Below are 12,549 nucleotides of genomic sequence, written 5' to 3'. Positions count from 1 at the left end.
CGTCGAGATCCTCTTCGATGACGCAGTAAAGAGAAACTCCTCGCACCTACCGCACGGGCCAGATGCGTGCGGACACCCCCGGATTCCAGGCCGGGGCCGGGACACCGGCTGTGAGAGCAGCCGGGCATGACACACAGCGAGTCAGTCACCGGAACTGGGCGAGGAGCAGACCTGGAAGTAATCGACAGGAGTTAACCGCCACATGGCACGACTCGCTGGCGTCGACCTCCCCCGCGAGAAGCGGATGGAGATCGCGCTCACCTACATCTTCGGCATCGGTCGTACGCGCTCCAAGGAGCTGCTCGCCGCCACGGAGATCTCCCCGGACCTCCGGGTGAAGGATCTGACGGACGACGACCTCGCCAAGCTGCGGGACCACATCGAGACGAACTACAAGGTCGAGGGTGACCTTCGCCGTGAGGTCGCGGCCGACATCCGTCGCAAGATGGAGATCGGCTGCTACGAGGGTCTTCGGCACCGTCGCGGCCTGCCCGTTCGCGGACAGCGCACGAAGACGAACGCCCGTACCCGCAAGGGTCCGAAGAAGACCGTGGCCGGCAAGAAGAAGGCCGGCAAGAAGTAAGACCTCGCGTCTACTGCACTCGACTTAGGAGTTCGTTTTGCCACCCAAGTCCCGCACGGGAGCCGGGGTCAAGAAGATCCGGCGCAAGGAAAAGAAGAACGTCTCGCACGGCCAGGCGCACATCAAGAGCACGTTCAACAACACCATCGTGTCCATCACGGACCCGATGGGCAACGTGATCAGCTGGGCGTCCGCCGGCCACGTGGGCTTCAAGGGCTCGCGCAAGTCCACGCCGTTCGCGGCGCAGATGGCTGCCGAGAACGCCGCCCGCAAGGCCGCCGAGCACGGCATGCGCAAGGTGGACGTGTTCGTCAAGGGTCCCGGCTCCGGCCGTGAGACCGCGATCCGTTCGCTGCAGGCCGCCGGTCTCGAGGTCGGCACCATCCAGGACGTGACCCCGCAGCCCCACAACGGCTGCCGCCCGCCCAAGCGGCGCCGGGTCTGAGGCACGGGGAGGAGTAAGAACTAATGGCTCGTTACACGGGACCCGCGACGCGCATCTCGCGTCGCCTCAAGGTCGACCTCGTTGGTGGGGACCAGGCGTTCGAGCGCCGTCCGTACCCGCCCGGCCAGCACGGCCGGGGCCGGGTCAAGGAGTCCGAGTACCTGCTGCAGCTCCAGGAGAAGCAGAAGGCTCGCTACACCTACGGCGTCCTCGAGAAGCAGTTCGTCCGCTACTACAAGGAAGCGGTTCGTCGCCCGGGCAAGACCGGTGAGAACCTGCTCCAGATCCTCGAGGCCCGCCTCGACAACGTGGTGTACCGCGCGGGCCTCGCCCGCACGCGTCGCCAGGCTCGTCAGCTGGTCAGCCACGGTCACTTCCTGGTCAACGGCCACAAGGTGAACATCCCGAGCTACCAGGTGTCGAAGTTCGACATCATCGACGTGAAGCCGAAGTCCATGCCGACGCTGCCCTTCGAGGCCGCCCGCGCGTCCTTCGGTGACCGCCCGATTCCCGCTTGGCTGCAGGTCGTCTCCTCGAACCTGCGCATCCTCGTGCACCAGCTGCCCGAGCGCGCGCAGATCGACACGCCTGTCACCGAGCAGCTCATCGTCGAGCTCTACTCGAAGTGATCCTCTCCGAGCCATCGTCTCTTGTGGACGGTGGCTCGGGTCGGGTCCCGCATCGGCGCGAAGGGTGTGCCGAGTGCGCATGCCGGTCTCCGCGACTGGCTGTTGTTGACGGCGTCAAATAGCGGGCGTCGTTGTAGAAAGGTTGAACCCAGTGCTGATTTCCCAGCGCCCCTCGCTCGGCGAGGAAGCGGTCTCCGAGACCCGTTCCCGGTTCGTCATCGAACCGCTGGAGCCGGGCTTCGGCTACACGCTCGGCAACTCGATCCGCCGCACGCTGCTCTCGTCGATCCCCGGTGCTGCTGTCACGAGCATCCGCATCGACGGCGTGCTGCACGAGTTCACCACGGTTCCCGGGGTGAAGGAGGACGTCACCGACGTCATCCTGAACCTGAAGGAGCTCGTCGTCTCGTCCGAGGAGGACGAGCCGGTGACCATGTACCTGCGCAAGCAGGGCCCCGGTGTGGTGACCGCGGGCGACATCGTGCCTCCGGCCGGTGTCACCGTGCACAACCCCGACCTGCACATCGCGACCCTGAACGGCAAGGGGAAGCTGGAGATCGAGCTCGTCGTCGAGCGCGGTCGCGGCTACGTCCCGGCTGTCCAGAACAAGCAGGCGGGCGCCGAGATCGGCCGCATCCCCGTCGACTCGATCTACTCGCCGGTTCTCAAGGTGACGTACAAGGTCGAGGCGACTCGTGTCGAGCAGCGGACGGACTTCGACAAGCTGATCCTCGACGTGGAGACCAAGCCCTCGATCACCCCGAGGGACGCGGTTGCCTCCGCGGGCAAGACCCTGGTGGAGCTGTTCGGCCTCGCTCGCGAGCTGAACATCGACGCCGAGGGCATCGAGATCGGCCCGTCGCCGGCCGAGGCCGACACCATCGCCGCGTTCGCGATGCCGATCGAGGACCTCGACCTCACGGTCCGGTCCTACAACTGCTTGAAGCGGGAAGGCATCCACACCGTCGGCGAGCTCGTGTCGCGCAGCGAGGCGGACCTGCTGGACATCCGCAACTTCGGTGCGAAGTCGATCGACGAGGTCAAGATGAAGCTCGTCGGCCTCGGCCTCGCCCTGAAGGACTCGCCTCCTGGGTTCGACCCGTCCGCCGCCGCTTCCGACTACCACGCCGGTGACACCGGCTGGGGTGCCGGCGCCGGCCTGGACCCGCACGACGACGGCCAGGACTACGCGGAGACCGAGCAGCTCTGACGCTCTGACTCAGAGCTAGAGGATCTCTTTCAGTTACAGGAGTAAGCGATGCCCACCCCTACCAAGGGCCCACGGCTCGGTGGGTCTCCGGCACACGAGCGGCTGCTGCTCGCCAACCTGGCGACGGCGCTGTTCGAGCACGGCCGGATCAAGACCACTGAGGCCAAGGCGAAGCGGCTGCGTCCGTACGCCGAGAAGATCATTTCCAAGGCCAAGGCCGGCGACCTGCACAACCGTCGCGAGATCATGAAGGTGATCCGCAACAAGGACGTCGTGCACAAGCTGATCGCCGAGATCGGTCCGTTCTTCAGCGACCGTTCCGGTGGCTACACCCGCATCACCAAGACGCTGGCGCGCAAGGGCGACAACGCCCCCATGGCCATCATCGAGCTGGTGCAGCAGAAGCTCGTCTCCACCGAGGCCGAGGCTGCGCGCAAGACCAAGTTCGCCAAGGACGAGAAGCCGGCCGAGACCGCCGTCGTCGACCAGGACGCTGACGCGCCCGAGTCCGCGACGAAGGACGCTGCCGAGGAGCCCGCCGAGGGCGCTGTCGAGGTCGACGGCGAGCCGTCGGCCGAGGACGTCAAGGCGGAAGAGGCCAAGGACAAGAAGGACGAGTCCTGAGCGGTTCTCCAGCTGACGAGCCCGTCGTCCCTCTCTCTGAGGGCGGCGGGCTCGTTCGTGTGCGCCTGGACCTCGGGTACGACGGAACCGAGTTCTCCGGCTGGGCGCGTCAGCCGTCGCGCCGGACCGTGTGCGGCGTCCTCGAGGACACCATGTCGATGGTGCTGCGCGAGGACGTGGTGCTGACCGTCGCCGGCCGCACCGACGCCGGTGTGCACGCCTCCGGGCAGGTCGCCCACGTCGATCTGCCTTCTGCGGTCGACGTCGCCGGGTTGCCGCGGCGCTTGGCTCGGGTGCTGCCGGCGGATGTCCGGGTGTTCTCGGCCCGGGTTGTGCCGGTCGAGTTCGATGCCCGGTTCTCCGCCCTGCGTCGGCATTACGAGTACCGGGTGGCCGATGCCGATTTCGGGGCTTCGCCGTTGCGGCGGTTGGACACTCTGGCTTGGCCTCGCCCGTTGGACGTCGCTGCGATGAACGCTGCTGCTGCTCTGTTGTTGGGGGAGCGGGATTTCTGTGCGTTTTGCAAGCGGCGGGAGGGGGCTACGACCATCCGGGAGTTGCAGCGGCTTGAGCTGGTGCGGTCTGCTGTTGATGGTGTGGTCACGGCGTTTGTCTCTGCCGATGCGTTTTGTCACTCGATGGTTCGGTCGCTTGTTGGGGCTTTGTTGGCTGTTGGGGAGGGGCGGAAGCCTGTTTCCTGGCCTTCGTCTTTGTTGGGTTTGAGTGGGCGGGCGAGTGGGGTGGCTGTTGCTCCGGCTCATGGGTTGAGTTTGGTTCGGGTGGATTTTCCTGCTGATTCCGAGTTGGGGGCTCGGGCTTTGGTCACTCGGCGGGTTCGTTCTTTGTCTTGATTTTGGTTTTATTTGGTGTGTTGGGTTCCGTTTTTTCTGTCGGCTCCCGTTTCGTGCGCGGGGCTCTGCCCCGGACCCCGCCAACTGATCAAAGACCGGCCAGCGCCGTCTGCGGGTTGATGGCACGCCTGTTTGGGTTAGGCGGCTTGCTGTTGCGTTGTGTTGTGCGGATTCCGTGGGGTGGTCCCGTCACGAGCAGTGCTCGATGCAGCCACACCCGAGGAGGGGTGTCAACCCGGCGAAAAGCGTGCCGGGTTGACACCCCTCCTCGCGCGCGGCTAAACGCCGGCACTGCTCGTGACGGGACCACCCCACCAGCCAGGTATGGGAAAAGCTGGCTCGGCTTCGCCTTCGCTTCGGCATTGCGGTTGGCTCGGCTACGCCATCGCGGCCATCGTTGTCACCGTGCCCCGTGCCCCGTGCGTTGAGCGTTGAGCCCGTGCCTCGTGCCCCGTCTCCCGCGTGTTGGGCGTCGCGCGTCATGGCCGTGCTGCGGGCGTTGTTGGCTTCGCGGAAGTGTCAGACCTCGTCTGTACGTTGGGTCGCGGGGGACTCGAAATCCGAGGGGACCCTTGCGCCAGCGTGCCTCCGCTTCCGCGCCCTCCCCGTTCGCCTCAAGCGCTCGCCCGCCACGCCCTCGTGCGCCCCTCCCGGCCCAACCGCGTGCGCCCCTCCCGGCCCAACCGCGTGCGCCCCTCTCGGCCCGACCGTGTGCGCTCAGGCTCCCAGCCCTTCCGGTCCCTCCAGTCCTTCCTCCGCCTCTTCGGTCCCTGCCCCACCCTCCTGGCCGCCTGCTGGGCCGCTACGGCCCTCTCAGGCCGCCGCAGCGCCGCAAACCCCGCCCGGCGCAAGGGAGGAGCCCCCGGCCGATGGCCGGGGGCTCCGAGGGGTGGTGCGGAAAGGCTGGAATCAGGGGGCTGGGATCAGATGTCGAGCGTCCACGAGTCGATGTAGCCCGTGTCCTGGCGGTAGGTGTCGCGGACTCGCAGCTGCCAGGTGCCGTTGGCGTCCTCGGAGGAGACGCTCACGTTGTAGGTGGCCTTGAGGTCGTCGGCGCTGTCGTTGCCGTTGCTCACCTTCAGGAGCTTCACTGCGCCCGAGGGGGTGATCAGGGCCAGTTCCAGGTCGCCTCGGTAGGTGTGCTTGATGTCGACGCTGACCGAGGCCGGGGCGCTGGCCTTGCCCAGGCAGTCGGCGATGGTGATGGACGACGTCACCGAGCTGGCGTCCGGGATGGCCGTGTCGGTGTCGTTCGTGGCCGTCGGGCACTGGCCGGGGGCGTGGCCGGGGGCCGTGCCGGTGATGTGCAGGAGCTTGTTCGGGGAGCCGGTGCCGGGGGAGCCGACCACGTCGCTGGTGGCGTTGTCCACCAGGGCGTCGCGGACTTCCTGCGGGGTGGCGTTCGGGGACGAGCCCAGGTAGACGGCCGCCGCGCCGACTACGTGGGGGGTCGCCATCGAGGTGCCGCTGATGGTGTTGGTGGCCTCGTCGTTGGTCAGCCAGGCGCTCGTGATGTCGCGGCCCGGCGCGAAGATGTCGAGGCAGGTGCCCAGGTTCGAGTAGGACGAGCGGGTGTCGTTGCGGTCGGTCGAGCCGACGGTGATGGCGTTCGGGGTGCGGGCGGGGGAGGTGTTGCAGGCGTTGCCGCCGCTGTCGTTGCCCGCTGCGAGGCCGTAGGTGACGCCTGCCGCGATGGAGCGCGTCACGGCGTCGTCGACGGTCTGGTTGGCGCCGCCGCCGAGGGACATGTTGGCGACCGCCGGCTTGTTGGCCGGGTTGTTCGTCACCTGCTCGGTGACCCAGTCGATGCCGGCGATGACGCCCGCGAACGTGCCGGAGCCCGCGCAGTTCAGGACTCGGACGCCGACCAGCTTCACGTCCTTGGCGACGCCGTACTTCGTGCCGCCGACGGTGCCCGCGACGTGGGTGCCGTGGCCTGCGCAGTCGGTCGCGTCGTCATCGTTGTCAACGGTGTCGCGTCCGGACACCGCGCGGCCGCCGAAGTCGCTGTGGCTGAAGCGGATGCCGGTGTCGATGATGTACGCCGTGACGCCCGCGCCGCGGTTCGGGTAGGTGTAGCTGTCGTCCAGTGGGAGCGCGCGCTGGTCGATGCGGTCGAGGCCCCAGGACGGGGTCGGGGTCTGGGTCTCCGTCAGGTGGACTTCGCCGTCCTGCTCGACGTAGGAGACCGCGGGGTCCGCCGCCAGGCGCTTGGCCTGGGTTTCGGACATCTGCGCCGAGAAACCGCGCAAAGCGGACTTGTAAGTGTGCTTGACCGTCGCGCTGTACTTGGCGCTGAGGGTCTCGACGCTGGTGGTGCTCACGTCCTTCAGCACGACGATGTAGTTGTCCTTGACCGCGTTGGACGCACCGAGGTTACGAATCTCCCCCTCGGGCGCAGCGGTGGCGGAGACGGACGACAGGACGAGCGCCGCGCTCGCCACCAGCCCGATTCCAGCCGCTCGTCTGGCCCACGATTCTCCCATAGCAGCAAGCTCCCTCGTCGCAGGGTTGAGCAGGTGAGAGTTTTCTTAGTGGCGCGGACTGATTGGCTGCAAGATGGTCCACGAAATTGCCTGCGAATGCCGAATCAACAGATTTGGGCGCTATGTGAATTAGTTGGTTCCGCTGAGCTATGGACAAAACAATTGCGCCCCGAACGATGAACCGGAGTAACAGCCGGTTCATCGTCCGGGGCGCACACGTCTCAACTGGGCGAGTAGTTCGAGGCCGCTGGGCCGGACGACCGACTCGAGACGAACTCGCCGCCGCTGCGGAGCAGCGGCCAAAACTCAATCTCCTCGGCGGACCGCTCCGAGGATCTGCTGCTCGGCCGGGGTCGTGTACAGGCGCAGGTGCGCCCACATGTCCTGGCCCATGGCGATGACCTGGTCGTCCTTCAGCTGGGTCAGCTGCTGGAACATCTGCGGCCGCAGGCGCCACATCTGGCCCGCGAGCTGCGCCTGGCCCATCGGGAGGCGCTGCAGCAGCACGAGGTCCGCGTTGTTCGCCGTCGACGAGGCCTGCGGGTGCAGGTACGGCAGCACGTACATCGTGGTCTGCCACGGGGCGCGCGGCGGGAAGAGCTCCTGCGGGACGTGGCCGCCGTCGTGGATCACGAGCAGCGGCATGTCCTCGGTCGGGCGCGGGAGGTCCGCCGGGGACAGCCTGCGCAGCTGCACCAGCTGGGACGGGCGGCCGTCCGGGCCCTGGCCCGCGGCGCGCACGACCGGCTGCCACGCCTGCGGGCGGCCGGTCGCGATGATGATCCACGCTCCGGTCGCCATGGCGCGCAACGCGATCTGGCGGGCCAGGTACAGGCCGCCGACGACCACCATGCGGGTGGGCGTGGGGCGCAGCACGGACACGCTGAGCGGTTCGCCCTTCGTGCCCTGGCCGAGCATCATGCCGCCGCGGTCGCCGCTGGGGCTGACCAGGTCGAGCATGGTCGGCGACACCAGGAACTCCGGTGCCACCGCGCCGCGGCCGCGCGAGTCGAGCAGTCGGGACGAGCTCATGCCACACCTCCCAGCGGCAGCGTCGCGGCGAGACCCGCGAGCTGCATGCCCCGCAGCGGGGTCAGCGTGATGTCGAGCTTGTCGCTCAGCTTCGACAACTGGTCCTCGGCGCGGTCGAGCTCGCTCGGCGTGCGGGCGCTCACCCGCACCAGGCCGCGCAGCGACACCTGGCCGTCCTCGCGCGACGGCGAGATCGACATCGCGAGCGTCGACGAGAGAGCGCGCACACCGGTCAGCGAGTTCAGGTTGCCCTTGAGGCCCTTGGACGGCCAGCCGGTGATCGCGTAGCTCGCGTGCCCGACGCCGCCCGCGGTGACGCCCGACCACTTCTCGCGCAGCGACACGGGGTTCGTGCCGCCGACGGCCGCGGTCAGCTCGGCCGACGAGATCGCCGCGCGCAGCAGCTCGTCCGAGTCGAGGGGACGGATCGTGACGCCGGCGGACTCCAGGGCGTTGCGGACGCGGGACAGCGCGCCGATCAGCGCCCGGTGCGCGCCGACGACGCCGCCGCCGCGCTCCCGGATCGCCTCGCCGCAGCGGCGCGGGTCCAGCCGGACCGTGATCCACGTGGTGCGCCTGGCCGCCGCGGGCAGCGGGCCGAGCACCTCCATGTACGAGCTGACGGCGGGCGAGTTCGGCGGGAGCGCCGCGCTGCCGGGGTAGCAGTGCCAGATCACCGTGATCGCGTCCAGCACGACGCCGCGGTCCTCGAGGCACGGCACGAGCGCGCCCAGGGGCAGCGACGGCGCGGTGCCGATCGCGGAGATCAGCGGCGGGGTCGGGTCGACGAGCAGCACCGCGGTCCACACGCCGTCGTGCCACGACAGCGCGAGCGGACGGCGTTCGTGGTCGACGCCCTTGGCGATCACCAGGTCCGGGATCGCGAGGCGCAGCAGCGCGACGCGCGGGTCCTCCGGGCCGAGCACCTGCATCTCGTCGTCACCGGGCTTGGACTCCGCCGCGTCCTGGCGCTTCGCCGTCCGGTGGTGCGACCGGAAGTTGTAGCGCAGCCGGACCCCGATCCACTGCGTCAGCCACCGGCCCTTCGACCGGGCGAACGCGAGGATCAATGCGATGAAGAGCACACCGCCCGCTATTGAGACGGAGACGACGTTCATTGCGCCGTTCGGCTCCTTCACGCCCATCAGCGTGAGAACCAGGAGTCCAATGGCGAGGCCGACCTCGATCGTGACTACGTTCGAGACCGGCAAGGAACCAAGACTGACGTTCGCCGTTCTGCGGCGGACACGCCCGACCGGACGAGGAGGCGCGGGTGGCTGCTGGCCAGGACCCCCTGGGCCACCGGAACCCTGCGGCCGTGCCATCCCCGGGTTGGGCCGGGGCGGATGTGGAGTGGTCACGGACATCCGTTGTGGTCTCTTTCCCCTCGACGGTCGGTGGGCTTGGCGAACCGGCCCACGAAGCAACCTGCGTCCGGCTATCCTGCCGAACCGTACCGCTACTGGGAGAGCAGCGAGCCGAGAATGGCATCAACACCCACCACCAAGTCACAGGTCCAGGCCTACCAATTCGTCCTGCGGCGGATGCAGTCCGCTCTGGTCCGCAGAGACGCGGTGATGCTGCATGACCCCATGCGCAACCACTCGCGGGCGACAGCGGTCGGTGTTGTCCTGGGCGTCGTCGGTCTGCTCGGCTTCCTCGTGTTCGGGCTCTTCAAGCCGGCGCCGAAGCTGGACGACCAGACGCAGATCGCCATCAGCAAGGAGACCGGCCAGGTCTACGTCGTGGACGCGTCGCCCCGGCGGCTGATCCCGATGACGAACCTGGCGTCGGCCCGGCTGCTGTGGTTCTCGCGCAACAACCCGGACCAGCAGTCCGGCGGCGGCGACGCGCCGGGCGGCACCACGGGCAGTTCGCAGGGTGCGGCCGGCGGTGAGCCGAAGCTCGTGAGCGAGTCGGCGCTCGCCAACCTGCCGCGCGGCAGGCTCACGGGCATCCCGGACGCGCCGGACGTGCTGCCGAAGCCGGACCTGCGGATCGACGCGCAGTGGTCCGTCTGCGACACGCTCGACCTGGACGAGTTCCGCGAGAACCAGGCGGCGGAGAACCAGATCAAGACCTCCGTGATCGCCGGCGTCAGCAGCGGCAACCCCGAGCTCGGCGACGAGGCCGTGCTGGTGCAGCAGCGGACGGGCGCCAAGAAGTCGTACCTGATCTACAAGAAGCCGAACAGCCTGCGCGACATCTCGTCGTCCACGGTCAGGGCCGAGGTCGACCTCAAGGACAACGAGGTCGTGAACGCCCTGCGGCTGAAGGGCAAGCAGCCGCGAGCGATCAGCACCGCGCTGCTCAACGCCATCCCCGAGGTCGCGCCGCTGGCCGCGCCGAACGTCCCCAACCAGGGCAAGCAGGCCACCTACGTGACCGAGACCAAGGTGAACATCGGCGAGGTCGTCGAGGTGAACCTGACCGGCACCGCGCAGTTCATGGTGGCGCTGGAGGACGGTTTCCAGGACGTCGACCAGACCGTCGGCGACCTGCTGCGCTTCGCCTACTCGAACGCCAAGGAGCCGGTGCGGGTCTCGCCGAACGCGGTCTCGAACAACAAGAACCCGAAGAACCCGCTCACGCTCGACTCCTACCCGGCGAAGATCCCCACCACGCTCGAGGCGAACGCCAACAACACCGTGGTGTGCCTGGGCTGGAAGGCCGAGAACTTCACCGAGCAGACCAAGGCCGAGCACACCTCGGTTACGATCGGCTCGAAGCTCCCCGGCCCGAAGGAGATGACCCCGGTCGCGCTGAACGCGGCGGGTGCGGCGGGCGAGATCGTCGACCAGTTCCTGATGCTGCCGGGCAAGGCCGCCGTCGTGCGGGCGAGCCAGGGCAAGGGCGACTTCGGGACCGGTCCGGTGCAGGTCGTCACGGGTCGTGGCGTCCGCTACGGCGTCCCGGACGCCGGTACCGCGTCGGCGCTGGGCCTCGACGGGACCTTCCCGCCGGCACCGAACCAGATCCTGAGCCTGCTGCCGATGGGGCCGCAGCTCAACAAGAACGAGGCGAACCGCAGCTACGACGCGATCACCACGTCGAAGGGCTCCATCCAGGACCCGCAGGCGGTTCAGCAGAAGTAGCGGAACCGGTCCGGGTGCGTCACCGTCGAAACGGGACAAACGCACCCGGACCTTGTTGGGGGAACGCCGTGGCCGGTCGGATATCCGTCGATCCCGAGTGGTTGGAGCAGTACGCCGACCGGATCGACGGCACGACGGACGACCTGAGGCGCGTGCGGGACGCCATGAAGGTGTCGCCGCTGCGCCCGCAGTCGTTCGGCGAGATCGGCAGAACCGTCGGCACCGCCCAGGCCTACGCACGCGCGGCGGAACTGCTCAACTCGCAGCTCGCCCGCGCCTGCGACACGCTCGACGCTGCCGCCCAGGGCCTGCACGCCGTCGCGAAGCAGCACGGCGGCCAGGACGACGAGGCCCTGCAGCTCATCAAGAAGGCCGACCGGCGGTAGGGGGAACCTCGTGGTGGCCAAGAACGGCAGGCAGATCGCGGCCGAGGTCGGTCCCGAGCTCGACTACCTCTCGCGGGTGAGCCGCAAGCTCGGGGTCGTGGACCTCGTGCACGACTTCTTCGACCCGCTGGTGGGCGACTGGAACGACCTGCGCGAGGAAGCCGAGCGCTGGCGCAAGGCGGCGAAGGTGACCGAGGCGGTCACCAAGCACGTCGCGGCACCGCTGGGCGGCGTGGACGCGCGGTGGCAGGGCAAGGACGCCGACGCGTTCCTCGACCACATGCGCAAGGTGGGCCTCGCGGGCGGCGACATGTCCGACGCGATGACCGCCATGGCGGAGGCGCTGGAGGAGACCGCCGAGGGCGTGCGCGACATCGTGCAGGACATGGCGCACGTGCTCGCGGACGCCGCGGACTCGGTGTCCGGCACGGCGTCGCTGCCCCTGGACGGCGACCAGCGCGCGGTCAAGCACATCGAGGAGCTCAAGCACCCGGTGCGCGAGCTGCACGAGTCCGCGCGCCAGGTGATGGAGGCGTTCCTCAAGCTGTGCGACGGGGTCTCCGGTGAGCACGACGGCTTCGACGCCGTGCGGATGGAGCACCGCTACCCCGAGAAGGACTGGACCTACGCGGCTCCCGCTGGTCCTGCGCTCCCGGAACCGGCCAAGGCGTCGGCGACGGCGGCCGCGGGCACCGGTGCCGCGGGTGGTGTCTCAGGTGGTGCTCCCGGTGGATCTTCGAGCGGATCTTCTGGCGGCGTCGGCGGTGGGGTCGGCGGCGGTGTCGGCTCGGTCGGTGCTCCGGCTGCGTCCGCGACCCCGCAGCCGATGCAGTTCGGAGGCTCCACAGGCGTCGCTGAGCAGGCTCCACCCGCCCAGCAGGGTTCCGGCGCCGCTCCGGCCGCCGCGGCCGCTGGTGGACGTCCTGGGGGCGTTTCCGGCGGGATGGGCATGCCGATGATGGGCGGCATGATGGGCGGTGGCGGCGGCCAGCAGGGCGGCGACAAGGAGCACAAGCCCCGGCAGCGGCTCACCGGCTCGATCGACGACCTGCTCGGCAAGCCCAAGAAGGCCGCGCCGAAGACGATCGGCGACGACGACTGAAGATCTTTTCAAGACGACGAGAACGGCCCGCCGAATGCTTTTCGCGGCGGGCCTTTTCGCTGACCAAATGAGACGGTGATGTGTTTCACATCAATGACGAAGGCCC

General features: G+C 68.5%; 12 protein-coding genes. 9 read left to right on the top strand and 3 right to left on the bottom strand.

What is annotated here, in order from left to right; genetic code table 11:
• The first annotated feature begins 202 nt into the window (after positions 1 to 202).
• From rpsM to truA, 6 genes are all read left to right on the top strand, one after another.
• Positions 203 to 583, top strand: a complete 381-nt coding sequence (rpsM, locus tag ACFWV3_RS08840; protein ID WP_045309821.1) for a 30S ribosomal protein S13 — start codon at positions 203 to 205, stop codon at positions 581 to 583.
• Positions 584 to 620: 37 nt separating this feature from the next.
• Complete coding sequence (gene rpsK / locus ACFWV3_RS08835) at positions 621 to 1,028, top strand: 30S ribosomal protein S11 (RefSeq protein WP_086669042.1); 408 nt, start codon at positions 621 to 623, stop codon at positions 1,026 to 1,028.
• 23 nt (positions 1,029 to 1,051) lie between these two features.
• Positions 1,052 to 1,657: a 30S ribosomal protein S4 gene (rpsD, locus tag ACFWV3_RS08830; RefSeq protein ID WP_090074346.1), complete on the top strand. Its 606-nt coding sequence runs from the start codon at positions 1,052 to 1,054 to the stop codon at positions 1,655 to 1,657.
• A 151-nt stretch (positions 1,658 to 1,808) separates the two neighbouring features.
• Positions 1,809 to 2,867 carry a DNA-directed RNA polymerase subunit alpha gene (locus tag ACFWV3_RS08825; RefSeq protein WP_382409890.1) on the top strand — a complete coding sequence of 353 codons (1,059 nt, stop codon included), beginning with the start codon at positions 1,809 to 1,811 and terminating at the stop codon, positions 2,865 to 2,867.
• A gap of 48 nt (positions 2,868 to 2,915) precedes the next feature.
• Positions 2,916 to 3,491: a 50S ribosomal protein L17 gene (gene rplQ / locus ACFWV3_RS08820; RefSeq protein WP_382409888.1), complete on the top strand. Its 576-nt coding sequence runs from the start codon at positions 2,916 to 2,918 to the stop codon at positions 3,489 to 3,491.
• Between the two features lie 59 nt (positions 3,492 to 3,550).
• Positions 3,551 to 4,342 carry a tRNA pseudouridine(38-40) synthase TruA gene (gene truA / locus ACFWV3_RS08815; protein ID WP_382409886.1) on the top strand — a complete coding sequence of 264 codons (792 nt, stop codon included), beginning with the start codon at positions 3,551 to 3,553 and terminating at the stop codon, positions 4,340 to 4,342.
• 923 nt (positions 4,343 to 5,265) lie between these two features.
• Here the strand turns inward: truA and ACFWV3_RS08810 are convergent.
• The 3 genes from ACFWV3_RS08810 to eccE all read right to left on the bottom strand — a co-directional run bounded on the left by ACFWV3_RS08810 (position 5,266) and on the right by eccE (position 9,185).
• A complete protein-coding gene (locus ACFWV3_RS08810) occupies positions 5,266 to 6,828 on the bottom strand; it encodes a S8 family serine peptidase (RefSeq protein ID WP_382409884.1) in 1,563 nt (520 codons plus the stop codon).
• A gap of 306 nt (positions 6,829 to 7,134) precedes the next feature.
• The gene (locus ACFWV3_RS08805) at positions 7,135 to 7,860 is read right to left on the bottom strand and encodes a hypothetical protein (RefSeq protein WP_382409882.1); all 726 of its coding nucleotides are present in this window, start codon (positions 7,858 to 7,860) and stop codon (positions 7,135 to 7,137) included.
• On the bottom strand, positions 7,857 to 9,185 hold the full coding sequence (gene eccE / locus ACFWV3_RS08800) for a type VII secretion protein EccE (RefSeq protein WP_382410476.1): 1,329 nt from the start codon (positions 9,183 to 9,185) through the stop codon (positions 7,857 to 7,859). The genes ACFWV3_RS08805 and eccE overlap by 4 nt, the downstream gene beginning before the upstream one ends.
• Positions 9,186 to 9,344: 159 nt before the next feature.
• Here eccE and eccB point away from each other — a divergent pair, with 159 nt between their 5' ends.
• The 3 genes from eccB to ACFWV3_RS08785 all read left to right on the top strand — a co-directional run bounded on the left by eccB (position 9,345) and on the right by ACFWV3_RS08785 (position 12,443).
• On the top strand, positions 9,345 to 10,955 hold the full coding sequence (eccB, locus tag ACFWV3_RS08795; RefSeq protein WP_382409880.1) for a type VII secretion protein EccB: 1,611 nt from the start codon (positions 9,345 to 9,347) through the stop codon (positions 10,953 to 10,955).
• Between the two features lie 68 nt (positions 10,956 to 11,023).
• Positions 11,024 to 11,341: a type VII secretion target gene (locus ACFWV3_RS08790; RefSeq protein WP_382409878.1), complete on the top strand. Its 318-nt coding sequence runs from the start codon at positions 11,024 to 11,026 to the stop codon at positions 11,339 to 11,341.
• A gap of 10 nt (positions 11,342 to 11,351) precedes the next feature.
• Positions 11,352 to 12,443 carry a WXG100 family type VII secretion target gene (locus ACFWV3_RS08785; protein ID WP_382409875.1) on the top strand — a complete coding sequence of 364 codons (1,092 nt, stop codon included), beginning with the start codon at positions 11,352 to 11,354 and terminating at the stop codon, positions 12,441 to 12,443.
• Positions 12,444 to 12,549: the final 106 nt, after the last annotated feature.

This window comes from Lentzea sp. NPDC059081, assembly GCF_042738015.1.
GTDB lineage: Bacteria > Actinomycetota > Actinomycetes > Mycobacteriales > Pseudonocardiaceae > Lentzea.
The sequence above is the reverse complement of the archived record's forward strand: the minus strand, read 5'-3'. Positions and strand labels throughout refer to the sequence as shown.

Coding starts and splice junctions, on each gene's coding strand:
- rplQ (WP_382409888.1), top strand. CDS start 2,916: ATGCCCACCCCTACCAAGGGCCCACGGCTCGGTGGGTCTCCGGCACAC.
- eccE (WP_382410476.1), bottom strand. CDS start 9,185: ATGGCACGGCCGCAGGGTTCCGGTGGCCCAGGGGGTCCTGGCCAGCAG.
- rpsM (WP_045309821.1), top strand. CDS start 203: ATGGCACGACTCGCTGGCGTCGACCTCCCCCGCGAGAAGCGGATGGAG.
- ACFWV3_RS08805 (WP_382409882.1), bottom strand. CDS start 7,860: ATGAGCTCGTCCCGACTGCTCGACTCGCGCGGCCGCGGCGCGGTGGCA.
- rpsD (WP_090074346.1), top strand. CDS start 1,052: ATGGCTCGTTACACGGGACCCGCGACGCGCATCTCGCGTCGCCTCAAG.
- eccB (WP_382409880.1), top strand. CDS start 9,345: ATGGCATCAACACCCACCACCAAGTCACAGGTCCAGGCCTACCAATTC.
- ACFWV3_RS08810 (WP_382409884.1), bottom strand. CDS start 6,828: ATGGGAGAATCGTGGGCCAGACGAGCGGCTGGAATCGGGCTGGTGGCG.